Here is a 17,506-nt window from a genome sequence, read left to right on the forward strand (position 1 = left end):
AAGCGCCGCAGAAGGCACATAGCCGCACCACTGCCGAAGGCATCTACGAGGCGTTGGCGATGATTGCCTGCGCGGCCTTGGTCGGTGCCTGAGTCGGGATCCAATGCGTCACTCCGGCAAGCACAGTCAGGGTGTAGCGGGCATCGACGTACTGTTGTGCGCGTTCGATGGCCGATCGGCCGATGAAAGTGTCGCCGTCACTCCACACCATCGATGTCGGCACTGTGATGCGCAGACGGCCGATACCAGGGTTGAAGAACGGCAGTCCGCGATACCAAGTGACAGCGTAGGGAAGTGCGCCGTAGTCGACGATGTCCGTGCGCGTGCGCTCCAGGTCGTCCGCGTTCATACCGCTTCTCTCGTACCAATTTTCGGCCCTCTGGCCGGGCCGCGTCATCCATTTCTCGGGGAGCACCGGCAGTTGGAAGAACGCGAAATACCAGGAGTGGAGTATCTGTCGCGAGGTGAGCAGAGCCGTCATGAACGACCCCGGATGCGGGACGGAGAATGCCGTCAGCGACGACACCAGATCCGGGCGTCGGCCTGCGGTGACCCACGCGATCATCGCTCCCCAGTCGTGGCCGACCACATGCACCGGGGCACCGATTTCGTCGATGAGGGCCACGATGTCGTCGACGAGCGCACCGACGCGATAGTCGCGTCGGCGTTTGGGTCGGGCACCCGGCGAGTACCCGCGCTGATCGGGCGCGATTGTTCGAAAGCCCGCGTCGTTCAGCTGGTCCATCACTGCGGACCACGACGCGGCACGTTCGGGAAAGCCGTGCAGCAGCAATACAATCGGTCCGTCCAGAGGTCCCTGGTCGAGGACGTCGAACTCGAGTCCGTCATGGGTGTAGCGTGCGATCCTCTCGCTCACCGAAGGATCCTTCCGTTGGTCAGCACGTGCTGGGAACCGATGCACCGGCGAATTCGGCGGCGAGGAATTGCATGGCCGAGTCGTCGCTCACGTTGTGTCCCTGCTCTGGTTGTTCCTGAGCGACAACCCGATCGCCGAGCGCACACGCTGCGCGGACGGCGTCGGCCGTCCACTGCGGTAGCACGATGTCGTCGCGCGCACCGTAGGCGACGAACATCGGCACGGTGGTTCGTACCTGAGGGAGGGTGTAGCGGCCGATCAGATCGAACAGCTTCTGTTCTGCCTCGGGGGATCTCGGTGCGAACTCCGTCGGTGCCATCTCGCTGACAGCGCGCTCCTTGGTTGCGGTGTTCGTGCCCTGGCACGCGAGTAGTAGTTCTGTGTTGGTCTGAGCGACCGTGCCGCTGTAGTCCCGAGGGTCGAGGGTGGGATCGACCTGTTGCGCCCCGTAGAGCAGGTACGGCAGCAGCCCTTTCTGCGGTGTGGTCAGGGTGCCGTCCCTGGCGGCACGCGCAAGCGGTGCCAGATCCGTGGGCGGGGACAGTGAGACCGAGGCGATCAGTTCCAGCCCTTGCCCATAGCTGGAGTTCAATTCGTTTGCGGCCCAGGCTGCTTGCCCGCCCTGCGACAGTCCGACGGCTGCCCACCGAGCAGAGGTCTCGGGCAGGCCGTTGTGGACGGCGCGAGCCGCGTCGATCATGTTGTGGCCCGCAGTGCGCGGCTCCAGGTACGGGTGGGTGCCGTCTCCGCTGCCGAGTCCTTGATAGTCGGGTAGCACCGTGACGTAGCCGAGTTCGGTGAAAGCCTCGACCGTGGAGTCCAATCCGAGTAGGTCGGGGTACAGGGAGGGCCCGCAGTCGGCTTGTACGCCGGTGGTGCCGTGGCCGTAGACGACGATCGGCCATCCACCTGCCGGAGGTGTACCGGGCGGAACAGCGGCGACGCCGGAGACCGCCGTCGCAGAATCATCGACACCGGATGTCGATTCGTACACGAAGCGATAGACGGTCGCACCTGTCGCAGTGAGCCTGGCCGACCGGGACCCGAAATCCTCCGATTCGAGCAGCGTCCCCGCAGTGCCCGTCAGCTCGTACTGCGACTGTGCTGCAGACGTACTTGCGGGCGCGGGCGAGTCGGGTCCAGCGGGCGACGAACTGCATCCGACGGCCGTCAGCAGCGTGAGCCCGCACGCAATTGCGAAGACTCGGCGAGACGGCAGGGCAATGGATGCGGGCATATCGCGTGTCTACCAGAACGCAGCCAACAACTCGTCGGTCGCCTGCAGCGGCGCATACCCGTCGGGAATGGCGCGACGGCATCCGTCGAGTTCGATGGTGAAATTGCGAATGTTCGACGGCCATCCAGCAGCATATGTCGTCACCGCCGTCCGCGTCGCAGACATCGTGCAGGGCCCGGCGGGTGCCAAGTCTTCGATCGATATCCCGATCTCGCCGGTGACTCCGGTGAATTCGGTGCCGGAGAACAAGCAGTACGTGTAGCCGATGGTCAGACCCGCTGCGCGCTCACTGCCGAGGAGAACCTCGGAGTAGTGAGGGGAGCAGCTCGAGACTCGTTGCCGGTCGTAGCTGATCACCGATACGTCGTGTTCGAATTCGGTAACCATATCGAGTGCCCGAATTTCGGCGATGGCGCTGTAATTCAGCAGCCCGCATTCCCCAGTAGGGAGAGTCGGTTCCATTGCGCGCCCTCGGTTGTCGACGAGCCATATCTGCGGCGGCTCGACGACGCTGTATGTCGGGCAATAGCCGCGGATCAGCGTGCTTTCGGACGGCGCGTTGAGTAGGCGGATCACCTCGGTGAGGTCACCTTCGTATCTGTGCTCGCGGTAGGGCACGGTGTCGGGGGCGACCCCCTCGTCGATTTGGTCGCAGACGATCGCGGCGACTGGAACGAAATCGTCCGGCACCGTCCCAGGTGTGGGCCGAGGGAATCTCGGCCGCGGCTCGTCTATCTGGGGCCCTCGGTCGCACCGAAATGCCTCTGCAGATCCGATTTCGGCGACGACCCGGTGGGGACTCAGCGACGCCGGCGACGCACAGGTGACCGCGGTGATGGCGACGAGCATCAGTCCCACCGTCCATCGCCATGTCATCAGCACAACGTAGCGGCATTGCAGTTCAGGGTTTGTCGCTTCTGTTTTTCGGGGACTATCGCAGCCATGAGGATTGGCGTCGTTGTCAGTGCGGTCGTTGCGGTTGTGGTGTCGTTTCTCGGCTCCGGTGCGTGGATAGGGACGCCCATTGCCGAGGCAGCCGGCGGGGCGCTCAGTGCCACGTCGACGCTGGTGGCTCCCGCTGGTCCCGCGTTCTCGATCTGGTCGGTGATCTACACCGGTCTCATCGTCTATGCCGTCTGGCAGTTCCTACCCGGTCGAACTGCACGTCACGACGCCTTGCGGGCACCGGTCATCGCGTCGATGTTGCTCAATCCGGCGTGGATTCTCGCGATTCAGTTCGGGCAGGTGTGGCTCAGCGTGGTGGTCATCGTCGCGCTGTTGGCCGCTCTCGTGCGCGTGTTCGTACTCCTGCAACAGCAGCGGCCGGAATCTGTGGTCGACGCGGTGATCACCGACGGCACGATGGGTCTCTACCTCGGGTGGGTGTGCGTGGCCACCATCGCGAACATCTCGGCGTGGCTGGTCGATCTCGGAGTCACCGGTGGCGCGACGGTCTGGGCAGTCGTCGTACTCGCCGTCGCAGCACTGGTCGGGGTGACTCTGGCGCGTTACTCGGACGGAGCGATCGCTCCGATGCTCGCCATCGTGTGGGGACTGGGATGGCTGGCGCAGGGGCGTCTCGGTGGCGAGCTGACGAACGCCGCGGTCGGATGGACGGCTGTATTTGCCGCAGCGATCGTCGCCGTTGTGACGGTGGGAATCAGGCTCCGATCACGGCGATCGACGGTCAGTCAGGCGGCGTAGTACTTCCGCCACTGCGTTTCGAGGAAGTCGGACAGCGAACTCCCCGAATCGTTGGTACGCCAGGCGACGTGACCGTCGGGTCGGACGAGTACTGCTCCGGACTCACCTACCTCGTACAGCGATATCAGTTCGTTGCGATCGACGCCGACGGGTGCGTCCAGCACGACGAGCGACATACCCGGGCGTGCATCATGCATACTCTCCACCACCGCTGACCACGCAGAACCATCGAAGGTGAACAGCGTCAACATGTTCGGGTCCAACACGTCGTGCGGCGAGACGAGTTGCCCGTCGACCGAGACGAGCGCGTGCGGCAATCGCGCACCGGGGTACGTGGTGGGCACGTAATCGACAACGTCTTCCAGGGGCTTCGCCGACGCGTCCTGAGCGATCAGTGGACTGTCGTAGAGGTAGCCGAATTGCAGGCCGGTGGAGACGAAATGCTCCAACTGCAGTGGAATCGCCGCTGCGATTTCGGCGCGCAGTTCCGCCGACCCGGGGACGTCCGGGCGCAGGCTTCGTGATCGACTCATCTGCTTGCGGGTTGCTGCAGCCGCGATGGGCGCGATCAGTCGGCCCGGAAGTTTGTTCAGTGGTGCCCGCCCCATGGCTTGAGTTGCCTTGGCCAGCATGGCGTTGGTGATCCCGACGCGCTTGCCGATGTCGTCCATGCGGAAGTGGTTGGCCACACTCTGTTCGGCGAATTTCTCCACCACGGGCCGACGCTCGGTGTCGTAGGTGTCCAGCAGCTCCGGGCCTGCCGCACCGGAGAGCACGGCATCGAGCTTCCACGCGAGGTTGTGGGCATCCTGCACTCCCGAATTGAGCCCGAAGCCGCCGGTGTGCGGAAAGCGGTGAGCGGCATCGCCCAGCAACAGCAGCCGATCGTGGCGGAACGTGTCGGCCGTCTGTGACGTCATCACCCACGTGCCCGTCGATTCGAGCGTGAAGTCGTTCGTACCCAACGCCTTCGGTAGCGTCTTCTCCCAGAATCGGCGGCCGTTCCTGGCGATCTCCTGCGCGGGGTGCAGATAGGCCGTCATCAGGATGTAGCGGTGGTCGGCGTGCGAGATGAGCACTCCGCACAGGTCCGGGGTGTAGATCCAACTCAACAGCGGACGCGCGTCGTCGGGAAACAGTGTTGTCGAGGTGAAGAACGCACTGCCCATGTTGGCGAGTACCGGCCCGGTCAGCGATATCCCGGCCGCGTCGCGGGTCGCGCTGTTTGCACCGTCGCAGGCGAGGACGTACGGCGCACGTACTTCGGCGGCGTCACCCGTCACGGTGCGGAAGGCGACGCGCGCGTCACCGGAGTTCGATTCGACCGATTCGACCGACTCGACCGAGACTCCGCGGCGAAATTCGATCAGCGGTTCGGCGTCCACGGCGTCCCACAGCACGGGCATCAGAATGTGCTGGCCGATGTGCGACACCATGTACGGGCTCTGGCTTTCCACGATGGCTTTGCGTTCGGGATCGGACAGCAGATCGATCGACCCGATGGCGTCACCGGCCAGGTCGCCGTACCAGCTGATCAGATTGACCTGTTCGTGCGGAGGCGACATCGCCGCTATCGACTTGGCCAGTTCGGGGCTGTACTCGTTCCAGATCTCCAGCGTCCGAGCATTGATGACGTGAGCCGCCGGATGGAACAACGGACTGGTCCGACGCTCGAGCAATACCGTTCGAATACCCCTGCGCGCCAGCAGAAGCGCTGCAGTGGTACCCGCCGGACCGGCACCGATGATGACGACGGGAGTGATCATCGGACGGCGGCTTCCTGGGTCCCCAGGTCGATCGACCCGTCCGGAGTGCGGATGGTGGCAGTGACGACGTCGTCGACCGAAAGGTATTTCGGGTTCTTGGCTTGGCGTGCGAAGAAGAACTTCCACTTCAGCGCAGGTGGGATGAGTTCACCGATCTTCTGGATCGCTCTGGGCGGCGCGGAGATTGCCGTGCCGATCGGCGTTCCGGTCAGCAGGACATCGCCTGCGGTCATGTTCTGAAAGCGGGCCAGTCTGGTGAAGGCCTCGGCGGGAGGAGTGATGAGGTCGTCGCCGATGGTCTGGTCCTGACGGATTTCCCCGTTGACCGCCAACGTCATCCGTAGCTCGGGCAGTCGTCGAAGCTCGTCGTTGTCGAGCAGCACCAGCCGAGGGCCGAGTGGAGTGAAGGTGGGATACGACTTGCTCTCGTACACCTGCACTTTCGTCAACTGGATCTCCCGAGCCGACACGTCGTTGGCCACGACGAAGCCCGCCACATAGGACGCGAGGTTGTCGTCGGTGACGGTTGTCCCGATGGGGATATCGGCACCGACCACCACACCCAGCTCGATCTCGTAGTCCAGCAGGGCTACCTCCGGCGGTTGCCGAATGGGATCGTTCGGGCCACTGATCGACGCGGACGATTTACGAAAGAACGTCGGCTGCAGGGTCTTCGGGTCCGAACCGGCGTCGATCGCATGGGATCGGTAGTTCAGCAACTGCGCCACCACTCGGCAGGGCGCGGTGATGGGCGAGACGAGCCGGAGCTCGGCGACGTTCGTCCCGACCCCCGACGCGGCCTCGATGGACGGCCGGTCGGCCAGTAGCTCACTGGTGGTCTGCGCGGTGGTGTCGATCCTGACGGCCTCGTCGCCGTCGAGACGCCACCAGCCGTCTGTGGTTCGAATGATGTTGATGGGCATAGCTTTCGATCCCCCCCTAGCAATCGGTCACAAAGTTTTCGGTGTGATGGTCTTCTTGTTGGCGATCACCGGTCGGCCGGGCCTGGTTCCGGCCTCACGCTGCCGCAGTTCCTCGTGGGTCGCGCCGTTGCGGAGTCGGCTGAGGAGGTAGTCGGGGTCGATGTTGACGCCGATGGGATTGCGCGCGAATTCCTCGGTGAAGAAGAAGGCCGCGGTGTGGTCGGGATCGAAATTCTCCACTTGGAACTCGAGCCGAATGCCGTCGGGGTCCTCGTAGTACAGCGAGATCGTGGGTCCGTGATTGATGGACCACACGGGAAGGATCCCCTGGCGCTTGAGCCGCACATAGTTCTCCAGCAGTCGTTCCAGAGATCGGAACGTCAGGGCGATGTGATCGATGCCGTAGGCCTTGCGCCGCAGCTTGGCGAAGGGGAACAAGAACTTCACCGGCTTGGGTACGGCGATGATCGCGAGTCGATGCGACTCGTCGTCCCAGGTCAAGAACGTGATCTCGTCGTCCTGGTAGGCGATCTCGGCCCCGAACACCGTGCCGTACCAGCGCACCATCTCCTCGGTTCGCGCAGATTTGACGACCCAATGCGCGATGTAGTCGGGTGCGACCCGTTGCGTCTCGATCGTCGGTGCATCGTGCGTTGCGCTCATGAATCGACCTTTCTTCGCGATCGCGGATTGTGATCCAGGTTAAGTGCACTTTGACTAACAGTCAATAAATTGACTGATGGTCAGTCGAAAATCCGGAATGGGTGCGGTGCCGAGCGTGTCGTTGTAACAGAGCATTTGCTCTGTTACGGTCACGTCATGCCCCGCCCACGCGTGCACGATCTCGACCACCTACTGGATGTGGCCGAGGCGTTGGCCGTCGAGTCGGGCCCGGCCGCGGTCACCATTCGCGCGTTGTCTGAGCTGACCTCGGTGTCCAACGGGGCGATCTACCACGCGTTCGGGTCGCGGGCCGGACTCCTCGGCCGAGTGTGGTTGCGCGGCGCGCAGCGCATGCTCACCGTGCAGCGAGGGTCCGTGGACGACGCATTGGCGACGGGCACCGCGGTGGACGCAATAGTGGCTGCTGCGGATGCGCCGGCGCGCTTTCTACTCGATCATCCGACGGCCGGGCAGTTTCTCATGATTGTGTCGCGTCGAGAGTTGTTGGGCTCGAACGATATTCCGGACGCGCTTGCCGACGACCTTCGTATGCTCGATTCGACGCTCGTCGAGTTGTTCGTGCGGTTGTCGACCGAGATGTGGAACCGAGCGGATCGCACGGCCGTAGCCGTGATCAAGGATTGCACCGTCGAGCTCCCTGCCGCGTTGCTCCTGCGGGGTCGCCGTGCGCCAGACGCATCGGTGCGCGAACGACTCGCTGCCGCCGTGCGCGGCGTCCTCACTCTTCCTCCGCCCCCTCCACCGCCGAAGTCTTCATAGCCTCGGCACCCTCGAAAGGTAGCTCACGATGACTCCTACGCTAGAAATTCGCAGTGACATAGCGATTTTGACGCTCGGCTCGGACGAGAATCGATTCTCACCGGACTGGCTCGATGCGGTCGACGCCCACTTGGACCAGATAGAGCGGTCGGCGCGCGGGCTGATCACGGTAGGAGCGGGCAAGTTCTACTCCAACGGACTGGACCTCGACTGGCTGATGGCCCATGGTGATCGCGCCGATTGGTACGTCGATCGAGTGCAGACGCTGTTCGCCCGAATACTCACGTTTTCGATACCCACCGCCGCGGCGGTCAACGGGCACAGTTTCGGTGCCGGAGCGATGTTCGCCATTGCCCATGACTACCGCTTCATGCGCGAGGATCGTGGCTACTACTGCTTTCCGGAAGCGGATATCAACATCCCTTTCACTCCCGGCATGTCCGCTCTGATTCAGGCGAAGCTCTCTCCGCAGACGGCCATGGTCGCAATGACCACGGGACATCGGTACGGGAGCGCGGAGGCCCTCACTGCAGGTCTCGTCGACGGCGTAGCGGCCGAGGACTCGGTGATCGATGCTGCGCTGGAGCGGCTCTCGGCAATTGCCGGTAAGGACAAAGCCACCATCGGAGCCATCAAGACGACCATGTTCGCGTCGGTCACCGCTGCGCTGCGTCAGGGCCGACAGTGACGTCGTAGTCGGTCGCGTCGCGCTGCGCAGGCGGGATCAGAAGGTGAACGCGGCCGACGAGGGTCAGAGCCGTGTCGGCGTCGGCACCGTCGAACACCGCTGTGTGGATGCCGCGCATGGCACCGGTGAGCAGTCGGGCTGAGGCAGGGAGGTCTGTGGCACTGTCGATCTGCCCTGCTTCGGCAGCGGCGCGGAGTAGTTCGGTGATGGCATCGACGAAGCTGTCGTGCCAACGCTCGGCTGTGCCTTCGGATTTGGGGACTCCGAGATTGCGGAACAGCACGTGCGTGCGCGGTGTCTCGTAGATGCTCTCGGCAGCTATTCGCAGAAATGTCTGCAGCTGCTCGAGTGGGGTGCTCGGCCAGCCGGCGTCCGCAGACCGTTCACGGATGCGTTCGATCAGAACGGTGGCGGCGTCGTCGACGGCGGCCTGAAAGAGTTGGCGTTTGTTGGGGAAGTGGTGGAAGGCAGTTCTGGGGGCCAGACCGCATTGCGCAGCGACACTTTCGATCGTGATGTCTGCGTAGTCGGCGTGCCGAAGCAGCTCCTGGGTGGCCTCGATGAGGCGTGTCGGTGCTGGCCCGGGTTCGTCCGTGGCCGACGACCCGGCCCAGCGGTACAGCGTGGTGGTGTGGATGCCCAAGTCCGTGGCCACGGCTGCCGGGCTTTCGGAACCCCCGAATGCCCGCGCCACCGCCTCTCGGCGATCGGCGAGTGTGAATCTCGAGACCCTGGCCATGATCGTGACAGTCTAGTGCAGCATTCGTGCGAGGGCCGGGAGTAGAACTCGTGCGGGGACGATACCCGCCATCGCCGCCTGCAGAGCATTGCGGCGACCCGAAATAACATGTGGCCGTGATCGTTTGGCGTCGAGTTCCTTCATGGCGGTGGCGACGACGTCGGCCGGTGTCTGGTAGGTACCGGTGGCTGTGGCCGAATCGCCTATGACGTCGAAGAATTCGGTGTGGGTGGGGCCGGGGTTGAGTGCGAACACTCTGACTCCGTGTTGCGCTGCTTCGTACCACAGCGACTGGCTGAAGCTCAGCACGAAGGCTTTCGCGGCCGCATACACGGCAAGAGTCGGGACAGGTTGGAATGCCGTCGTGCTGGCTACATTGACGATGGTGCCTGCTGTGCGGGCGATCATGCCCGGCAGGAACGCCGAGCAGATGTCCACGACCGCGCGGATGTCGACGGCGACGAGCCGCTCGAAATCGTCGGCGTCGCCGTCGACGAACGGTCCCTGGACCGCAAATCCTGCGTTGTTGACGATGAGGTCGATGCGCTCGGGAACGATGGCGCGGAGCCGCCGACCACTGGCCTCCTCCGACAAGTCCCAGGGCACTGTTCGGCAGCGCACACCGTAGGTCGATTCGAGCTCGTCTGCCAGCGCTGTCAGACGATCTTCCCGTCGGGCGACGAGCACCAGATCGGAGCCGCGGGCGGCCAGCACGCGCGCGAATTCGGCGCCTATTCCGGAACTCGCGCCGGTGACCAGCGAGCGGCCCGGACTGTATCGACCAGCTGTGCGGCTCATCGTTCCGTGCGTCCGAGTTCAGCGGCCGAGCGCCGGGCGAACTGTTCGTACGAGGTGGGTGTGCGTCCGAGCAGAGTCGGAAGAACCGTCAGGTCACCTGCGGGTAGGCCATGGCCGTCGTAGTGGGTCATCATCGTGCGGTACGCCTGACGTGCATCTTCCGGCCAGTTCTTCATATCGCGGGGATTCGACGCGGCCTGCGCGCCGCGAACGATATGTCCGAGCGAACGCAGCTTCGTCGATCGCACGGCGTGACCGATGACGGCAGGAAGTGCAGGCACCACATCGAGGGTATTCGTCAGCGACGAGGGCGGGATTCGGATGGCGGTCACCGGATGCCCCAGCACGCGTGACCAGATCTCGGCCATCTGGTGTCGGGTGAGTTCGACCGCGGATAGGTCGTAGGTGCGGCCGGTGTGCGGCGACGGGTCGATCAGTACGTTCGCCGCGGCCTCGGCGACGTCGGCGAGATCGACGACACCCATCACACTGTCCGGCGACACCGGGTACGGCATGACGCCCGCCTGCAGGAACTCCCACACTTCCAGGTAGTTCTGCATGTAGTGCGACGGCCTGAGCACCGTGGTGGGGATCCCGCTGTTTCGGAGCAGACCCTCGGCGATGTCCTTCTGGTGATGGTGTGTCAGCTGATGCAGGTCCGGATGGATGACCGAGTGAAACACGATGTGCTGCAATCCACTTGCCGGAGTCGTCGCGATCAGGTGCTCGATGATCGGTCTTTCGTCGATGACCTGGGTCGGTGCCGCGTGATAGAGCACGTCGGCTCCGGCCAGAGCTCTGTCGAGCGTGTCGGGCGACCGCAGATCGCCCACGACAACCTCGGTTGCCCCGTCTCGACGGGTGGTCGCAGCCTGACTGTCGTTCTTCACGACAGCGCGGACGGGCATCTTCTGCGCGGTCAGCTGCCGGACGAGCAACCGTCCGATCCCGCCTGCGGCACTGGTCACTGTGATCATCGGACCTCCTCGATGGTGAGCGCGGCAACTCCGGCTCGGTTGCATATATTGCAGATGAGCCGCAAATAACGCAAGAGGTCGACGCAAATGCCGGCTCGATCTGCATTAGTCTCGGACGGTGCCCTCGAACGACGTCGACGATGCAGAGCAGTCGCGGCGTGCCCGCCCACGTCGCGATCGCCGTCAGGCGTTGATCGACGCCGCGATCGAGATGATCTCCGAAGGTGCCAGCGCAGACATCAGTGCGGCGGCGATCTCGCGCAGAGCGGGTGTGGCGCACGGGTTGCTCTTCTACTACTTCACCGACAAGCAGGGCCTGGTGCAGGCTGCGCTGGCCGACGTTCTGGGCAAGTTGTCCGACGCGCAGGGGCCGCAGTCCGAAGAGCGGACCGTCCGAGCGCGGCTGGAAGGATTCGTCCGACGGCACATCGAGTTTCTGCGGGATCACCGAGCGCTCTACTTGCGCGTGGTGCGGGAGGAGGAGTTCGGTGAGGCAGGCGTCGAGAGCGCCCTCCGGCAGGCTCGCGCCGAGGGTGAGCGTCAGGTCGCGGCCCTGGCCGAACTTCCGGATCCGTTGCCGCCGCTGGTCGCTGTTGCGATTTCGGGGTGGACAGGCTTTCTCGATCGAACCGCCGATGCCTTCTTCGAGACGGCGGATCTCGATCTGGACGAGTCGGTCGCGCTGATCGTCGACGCATTCGAAGCTGTCATCGATTCCGCGACTCGCCGAGGTGCCGGGCCGCGGTGATCAGGTCGACCAGAAACCGCAAAGGCCGATTCCGAAAATTGCGCAGATTGCTCAATGTCGATGACTTCTATTGCGCAGCCCGCCGGGTTCTGGTCGACTGACGCCGGTTGCATCACAGACGCGACTGACTCGGCGCTTCGCAATCCGAACGCTTGCCTCATGGAGTGACGGGACCCATCCGGTCCCGCCACGTCCACTCGATGCAATCTTTCGTCGCCTATTTCAGGAGTGCTCGCCATGACCAGCCTCAGCTCGACCTCCGGCAATTCGACCGACGGTGATTCGGTCACCGGAGGGCGCGAAACCCTGCACGACATTTCCGAGCGGGTGCTGTGGCTGTCGACGTCGATGATCCATCACGCCAACCGAATCCGACCCAATCCGACGGGTCTCAAGGTGGGCGGTCATCAGGCGTCGTGCGCGTCGATGGTCACCATCATGACCTCGCTGTGGTTCGAGCAGCTCGAAGCGGGCGACCGAGTGTCGGTCAAGCCGCACGCGTCGCCGGTGCTGCACGCCATCAACTACCTTCTCGGTGAGTTGGACGAGAAGTATTTGACGACGCTGCGCTCGTACGGTGGGCTGCAGTCCTACCCGTCGCGCGCCAAGGATCCCGATACCGTCGACTACTCCACGGGGTCGGTGGGTATCGGTGCGACGGCACCTATTTGGGGCGCGATGTCGCGTCGTTTCGTCGACTCCGCATTTTCCGCGGACACCCCGAGTGGGTTTCGCGGCCGGCAGTATTCGCTCGTCGGAGACGCCGAGCTCGACGAGGGTGCCGTGTGGGAAGCCGTCATCGATCCGGGCATCGGTGAGTTGGGCGAGATCGTTTGGATCGTCGACCTCAACCGGCAGTCCCTCGACCGAGTGGTGCCGAACATCGCCGCGCGTCGCCTCGAGAAGATGTTCGACGCGGCAGGCTGGCAGGTCATCACCGTGCGTTTCGGTCGGCTGCTCGAGAACCTGTTCGCGCGTACCGGTGGTGACGCCTTGCGGCGTCGCATTCTCGACATGCCCAATCCCGAGTATCAGCGGCTGTTGCGGTGCTCGGCGTCCGAATTGCGTGATCGGCTGCCCGGCAACGGTTCCGATGCCGCGGCGATCACCGCGCTCATCGGTGACCTCGACGATCTGATTCTCACCGAGTCGATTCGCAATCTCGGCGGCCATGATCTCGACGCGCTGCGCGAGGCCTACGCGCAGATCGACGACACCCGGCCCACAGTGATCATCGCCTACACGGTCAAAGGCTTCGGCCTCCCCACTCAGGGGCATCCGCAGAACCATTCGTCTCTGCTGACTGTCGACGAATATGCAGCTCTGGCAGACACTCTCGGCACCGACGTCGGTTCGCCGTGGGGCCGCTTCGACGACGCTACAGTCGCCGGGCAGTTGTGCGCCGATGTCGCCGAACGGCTGCGCCGCGAGCCGGTGCCCGTCTCGGCACCGCCTGCAGTTCCCGCCGACATCGGTCGTACTCCCAAGGGCACGGCCACGACGCAGGCCGCGCTCGGCCGCACCCTGATCGACCTGACGCGTGAGGCCCCGGATGCGGCGCGGCGCGTGGTCACGGTCAGTCCCGACGTCAGCTCCACCACTAATCTCGGCGGTTGGGTCAACAAGGTCGGTGTCTGGTCGTCGTCGGAGCGGCACGATTGGTTCGGCGACGATGCCGAAACCATCATGCACTGGCGTGAGGGTCCCACCGGTCAACACATGGAACTCGGTATCGCAGAGACCAATCTGGTCGGATTGATGGGTGAGCTCGGGGCGACGTGGAGCCGGTGGGGAGAGCCGCTGTTCCCCATCGGGGTGATGTACGACCCGTTCGTCGAACGCGCTCTCGAACCGTGGTCGTACGGCATCTACGCGGGTGGTCAGTCGATTCTGGTCGGTACGCCGTCGGGTGTCACGTTGGCCGCGGAAGGTGGTGCGCACCAGTCGATCAAGACTCCGTCGATCGGTCTGGAGCAGCCCGGGTGCATCTCGTACGAGCCGGCGTTCGCCATCGACGTCGAGTGGACGCTCCTCGCCAGCATCGCCAAGTTGGGTCGTCCCGACGGCACCTCGGCATACCTGCGCCTGTCGACCCGTCCGGTCGATCAGACGTTGGCCGACGTGCCCAGCGATCCGGCGGCCCGCGAACGAAGGCGCAAGCAGGTGGTGGCCGGCGGCTACCCGCTCGTCCGACGTGACGGTGCCACCGTCACCATCGCGGCGATGGGTGCGCTCATGCCCGAAGCTCTCGACGCCGCAGCACGATTGGAACGCATCGGCATTCATGCGGACGTCCTGTGCATCACGAGTCCGGGCCAGCTCTATCGAGCCGTCCAGGCTCGACAGGGACACGGCGACGCGGAGTCGTGGATTCTCGATCAGCTGTTGCCGGCCGATCGGGCGACACCGATGGTGACCGTCCTCGACGGCCATCCGCACACGCTGGCGTTCCTGGCCACGGTGAACCGTGTGGCGTCGACGTCGTTGGGCGTCAGCAACTTCGGTCAGGTGGGCTCTCTGGACGAGGTGTACAAGCATCATCACATCGACACCGATTCGATCGTCGGTGCCGCTCTGGATGTCACCGGGCAGTAGTGCAGCGGGTGCTCATTCGTCCACCCATTCCAGGAGGTCTCCGGGTTGGCAGTGCAGCACCCGGCACATGGCGTCGAGGGTGCTCAGTCGTACGGCTTTGGCCCGTCCGTTCTTGAGGACTGCGATGTTGGCGGGCGTCAGCCCCACGCGTTCGGCAAACTCGCCGACGCTCATCTTTTGCTTGGCCAACTGAACATCGATGCGCACCACGATGGCCATCAGATGACCGCGTCCATGTCGCTGCGCAGTTCCGTGGCCTGACTGAGCAGGGTCCTCATGACGACCATCAACAATGCGGCGACGGCGACGATGACGACGAGCAGGAAGAGCAGTAGCGGCAGGCCTGGGTCGTCGGCTCCGAATCCGACGTAGAGAAAGACGCCGACCAGCACCACCCAGGCCGCGACGATCGACCACGTGATCGTGTCTACCCACACCAACGAAGCGCGGGTGAAGATGGCATTGCGGTTCACCATCGTCAGCAACTTCCATGTCGCGATCACGACCACCTGAATGCACAGCACCCAGAAGATCGACACGATGGTCAGCGGCCATCGCAGGTACGCGGATTCGGGAGATTCCTGGGCCATGTGGGCGAACTGGCCGGGCAACGACATGACTTGCATCAGCACCAGCACCGCGAACAACGCGGCGAGAAACAGGCGAAGCAACAGGACTACCGCTCGATATCCACTCAGCATGGAGCGGGTATCGACAGTAATCTATCGAAAGTCAATAGATCAATGTGGTGTCCGATTCATCCAGTTCGGGTTGACAGCGGGCGTACGGTTGTAACATTCGGTGAAGGTCATCACCGCTGACAGGCCTCGTGCACGCCAACAGGTGTAATGACTGCACCATCTGGGACGCGATCTACTTGACCGATTCCACATCCAACGGCCCCAAACGAAGTGCCGCTACCGAAGCCACGGCTGCAGCCGCATTCGACGAAGAAATTTCGGCTGCTCTGCCTGTCCGGCGACGTCGGTATGCAGGCGAAGACTATTTTGCCGAGGACACCTTCGATGCTCTCGACATATTTCGCGGAATACTGCTCGAACACAAACGTTTCGACACCCTCTTGCAGGGCCTGTGTGAACAGGTGGTCGCTGCCATTCCGTGGGCTGACATGGCGGGAGTGACTTTGCTCCGACATGATTCCGACAATCCCGCGACGGCGGCATGTTCGGATGCGCGTGTGATCGATGTCGACACCGATCAGTACGCCGCAGACGAGGGCCCGTGTCTCGAAGCGGCGAGAACCAACCAGATCGTCAGTGTTCGGATCGACGAGGTCGTAACCCGCTGGCCGACTTTCGCGTCTGCAGCCGCCGCGATCGGAGTGAAAAGTTATCTGTCTGCTCCGCTGGCTGTCGACTCGGGTCATGCCGGTTCGCTGAATCTGTACGGATTCGACTGCGAGGGCTTCAGCGATGTCGACGAGGTTCTCGTCAAGATGTTCGTCACGTCGGTCGAAGCTGCGGTGTGGAATTCGCGACATGCAGCAGAAGCGAGAACGGAAGCGGCCGGTCTTCGTGAGGCGATGAAGACCCGTGGAACAATCGAGCAGGCCAAAGGAATCTTGATAGCCTTGCGCGGCATCTCGCCCGAAGCGGCATTCGCGGTTCTGGCGGAGCAGTCGCAGCGTGAGAACGTCCGTGTTGCCGTACTGGCAGCTCGGGTGGTGAACTCGGCGGTCTCGCAGGCCGTAGGGTCGCATTGACGCCGTCAACTCCTCTCCCACTATGGTTCAGCGAAGCCGAACCGACCTGCGTTATCGAAGGTCGAGAAGGTCAAGGCCTATGACGGACACACCGATTCACGACGAACTTCAGCATTTTCTCGACATCGATACCGGCGGCGGGAGCCGGAAGGCTGCGGCCGTCGATCGGGCGGTCCCGGCCCCGGTACCCACGCATGTCCGGCCCCGGCATCACAGGGCCTGACGACGTGGCCACAGCCCGAGAGAAACAAGACGTAGCCCTCGCCGACTATCGACGCGCGAAGGAACACGAGCAAGGGCTCGCGGATGTGCGTGGGCAGACCGACGCCGATGTTCCCCTGGTTGTCGACGTCGACGATGCCGAATTGCAGGTCGCGGTCGATGCCGACGTGTCGGCACAGGAGGCTCTCAGCGTGGCCCTCAGGGCCGTCGACGACTAGGGCCGTCGACGACTAGAGCTGGACGCGATCAGCTTTCGTTGCCGTCCCGCACGGACGCAGTGGGTGCGACGGCCGCGTGGACGTCGCCGCTGTAGGACGCAGGCAAGGGACTACTGCACAGTGTGCGTGCCTCGTCGGTCGAAATGCCGAGTGCGCGGAGCACTCGCTCGGTGGTGCCGTCGACCGTCGCCGCTTCGTCGCGGTCGGGCTGCGCCAGGAGCAGACGGCCCATGGAAAGCAGTGAACCGGCGACGATCGCGAGCGCGAGATCCGGGTCGTCGACGTCGAATCTCCCCTGCGCTGCGGCCGATTCGATATCGCGACGCGACCGTGGTGCCAGGCCACCGGCCGCGGCGAACGCGGCGGCCTCGGAATTGAGCAGGACACGGCTCAGTTGCGGTTCGAGGCGGAACAGGCGCCCGGACAGTCTGAACGATTGGGTGAACTTCTCGACCGGATCCTCGAAACCAACGGTGAGCGAATCGAGGTAGTCGCCGACGGACTCGAGAGCGGCGTCGATGGCGGCCTGCCACAGTTCTTCTTTGCTCTCGAAATAGTTGTAGAACGATCCGTTGCTGACGTCGGCGGCCTGCGTTATTTCGAGCACGGGTGCGTTGGTGTTCCCGTTGGCGAGTAACCCTTGCGCGGCCTGGATCAGCGCGGCTCTGGTGCGTGCCTTGCGGCGCTCGACGCGGTTGCCTTCGGTCACGATCTGCTCCTGCTCTGCGGTGTCGATGCAGCCTATCGCGAATCAATGATGACGAATTCGTCAAAAAGCCTTGACGTACGGCCGTGCCGTGAGTGACGATATCGTCAACACCTTGCGAAGGCAGGGGTATCGACTTCCG

19 protein-coding genes are annotated in these 17,506 nt (G+C 63.7%); 7 read left to right on the plus strand and 12 right to left on the minus strand.

Translation table 11 applies throughout. The features are described 5' to 3' along the window. Window positions 1-43: 43 nt before the first annotated feature. The 3 genes from CH278_RS05395 to CH278_RS05405 are packed head-to-tail and all read right to left on the minus strand — an operon-like array spanning window position 44 to window position 2,990. The gene (locus CH278_RS05395; protein ID WP_032371744.1) at window positions 44-877 is read right to left on the minus strand and encodes an alpha/beta fold hydrolase; all 834 of its coding nucleotides are present in this window, start codon (window positions 875-877) and stop codon (window positions 44-46) included. A gap of 19 nt (window positions 878-896) precedes the next feature. After that, complete coding sequence (locus tag CH278_RS05400) at window positions 897-2,114, minus strand: lipase family protein (protein WP_052068991.1); 1,218 nt, start codon at window positions 2,112-2,114, stop codon at window positions 897-899. A gap of 9 nt (window positions 2,115-2,123) precedes the next feature. Next, entirely contained in the window at window positions 2,124-2,990 is an 867-nt protein-coding gene (locus CH278_RS05405) for a hypothetical protein (protein WP_139278398.1), read from the minus strand. 66 nt (window positions 2,991-3,056) lie between these two features. Between CH278_RS05405 and CH278_RS05410 the strand changes: the two genes are divergently transcribed. Then, complete coding sequence (locus tag CH278_RS05410; RefSeq protein WP_032392136.1) at window positions 3,057-3,818, plus strand: TspO/MBR family protein; 762 nt, start codon at window positions 3,057-3,059, stop codon at window positions 3,816-3,818. Here the strand turns inward: CH278_RS05410 and CH278_RS05415 are convergent. The 3 genes from CH278_RS05415 to CH278_RS05425 are packed head-to-tail and all read right to left on the minus strand — an operon-like array spanning window position 3,806 to window position 7,170. After that, the gene (locus tag CH278_RS05415; RefSeq protein ID WP_094621358.1) at window positions 3,806-5,584 is read right to left on the minus strand and encodes an FAD-dependent monooxygenase; all 1,779 of its coding nucleotides are present in this window, start codon (window positions 5,582-5,584) and stop codon (window positions 3,806-3,808) included. The two genes, CH278_RS05410 and CH278_RS05415, sit on opposite strands and share 13 nt — an antisense overlap. Beyond that, entirely contained in the window at window positions 5,581-6,507 is a 927-nt protein-coding gene (locus CH278_RS05420; RefSeq protein ID WP_094621359.1) for a fumarylacetoacetate hydrolase family protein, read from the minus strand. Before CH278_RS05420 ends, CH278_RS05415 begins: the two co-directional genes overlap by 4 nt. A 27-nt stretch (window positions 6,508-6,534) precedes the next feature. Next, a complete protein-coding gene (locus CH278_RS05425; protein ID WP_032367048.1) occupies window positions 6,535-7,170 on the minus strand; it encodes a VOC family protein in 636 nt (211 codons plus the stop codon). 156 nt (window positions 7,171-7,326) lie between these two features. Here CH278_RS05425 and CH278_RS05430 point away from each other — a divergent pair, with 156 nt between their 5' ends. After that, window positions 7,327-7,950 carry a TetR/AcrR family transcriptional regulator gene (locus tag CH278_RS05430; RefSeq protein ID WP_072692027.1) on the plus strand — a complete coding sequence of 208 codons (624 nt, stop codon included), beginning with the start codon at window positions 7,327-7,329 and terminating at the stop codon, window positions 7,948-7,950. A 28-nt stretch (window positions 7,951-7,978) separates the two neighbouring features. Beyond that, window positions 7,979-8,638 carry an enoyl-CoA hydratase/isomerase family protein gene (locus CH278_RS05435; RefSeq protein WP_027495442.1) on the plus strand — a complete coding sequence of 220 codons (660 nt, stop codon included), beginning with the start codon at window positions 7,979-7,981 and terminating at the stop codon, window positions 8,636-8,638. Here the strand turns inward: CH278_RS05435 and CH278_RS05440 are convergent. Genes CH278_RS05440 through CH278_RS05450 form a run of 3 tightly spaced genes read right to left on the minus strand, consistent with a single transcriptional unit; the run spans window position 8,607 to window position 11,152 of the window. Next, window positions 8,607-9,377, minus strand: coding sequence for a TetR family transcriptional regulator (locus CH278_RS05440; RefSeq protein WP_094621360.1), 771 nt, complete (start codon window positions 9,375-9,377; stop codon window positions 8,607-8,609). The two genes, CH278_RS05435 and CH278_RS05440, sit on opposite strands and share 32 nt — an antisense overlap. Before the next feature lie 12 nt (window positions 9,378-9,389). Beyond that, window positions 9,390-10,175, minus strand: a complete 786-nt coding sequence (locus tag CH278_RS05445; RefSeq protein WP_094621361.1) for an SDR family NAD(P)-dependent oxidoreductase — start codon at window positions 10,173-10,175, stop codon at window positions 9,390-9,392. Continuing rightward, window positions 10,172-11,152, minus strand: a complete 981-nt coding sequence (locus CH278_RS05450; protein WP_094621362.1) for an SDR family oxidoreductase — start codon at window positions 11,150-11,152, stop codon at window positions 10,172-10,174. Before CH278_RS05450 ends, CH278_RS05445 begins: the two co-directional genes overlap by 4 nt. A gap of 118 nt (window positions 11,153-11,270) precedes the next feature. Between CH278_RS05450 and CH278_RS05455 the strand changes: the two genes are divergently transcribed. Further along, a complete protein-coding gene (locus tag CH278_RS05455) occupies window positions 11,271-11,900 on the plus strand; it encodes a TetR/AcrR family transcriptional regulator (RefSeq protein ID WP_027495446.1) in 630 nt (209 codons plus the stop codon). A gap of 237 nt (window positions 11,901-12,137) precedes the next feature. Then, entirely contained in the window at window positions 12,138-14,495 is a 2,358-nt protein-coding gene (locus CH278_RS05460; protein WP_094621666.1) for a transketolase-like TK C-terminal-containing protein, read from the plus strand. A gap of 12 nt (window positions 14,496-14,507) precedes the next feature. Here CH278_RS05460 and CH278_RS05465 read toward each other — a convergent pair whose 3' ends face one another. Both CH278_RS05465 and CH278_RS05470 read right to left on the minus strand, forming a co-directional pair. Next, window positions 14,508-14,714: a helix-turn-helix domain-containing protein gene (locus CH278_RS05465; RefSeq protein ID WP_027495448.1), complete on the minus strand. Its 207-nt coding sequence runs from the start codon at window positions 14,712-14,714 to the stop codon at window positions 14,508-14,510. Next, window positions 14,714-15,196, minus strand: a complete 483-nt coding sequence (locus CH278_RS05470; protein WP_094621363.1) for a DUF2975 domain-containing protein — start codon at window positions 15,194-15,196, stop codon at window positions 14,714-14,716. The genes CH278_RS05465 and CH278_RS05470 overlap by 1 nt, the downstream gene beginning before the upstream one ends. A gap of 176 nt (window positions 15,197-15,372) precedes the next feature. On the opposite strand from CH278_RS05470, the gene CH278_RS05475 reads away from it, so the two are divergent. Further along, entirely contained in the window at window positions 15,373-16,218 is an 846-nt protein-coding gene (locus CH278_RS05475; RefSeq protein WP_139278399.1) for a GAF and ANTAR domain-containing protein, read from the plus strand. Window positions 16,219-16,445: 227 nt separating this feature from the next. Next, entirely contained in the window at window positions 16,446-16,658 is a 213-nt protein-coding gene (locus tag CH278_RS05480; protein WP_139278400.1) for a hypothetical protein, read from the plus strand. 28 nt (window positions 16,659-16,686) lie between these two features. Here the strand turns inward: CH278_RS05480 and CH278_RS05485 are convergent, their stop codons facing one another. Next, entirely contained in the window at window positions 16,687-17,367 is a 681-nt protein-coding gene (locus CH278_RS05485; protein ID WP_027495451.1) for a TetR/AcrR family transcriptional regulator, read from the minus strand. Between the last annotated feature and the right edge of the window lie 139 nt (window positions 17,368-17,506).

It is taken from the genome of Rhodococcus sp. 05-2254-5, assembly GCF_002258575.1.
Classification (GTDB): domain Bacteria; phylum Actinomycetota; class Actinomycetes; order Mycobacteriales; family Mycobacteriaceae; genus Rhodococcoides; species Rhodococcoides fascians.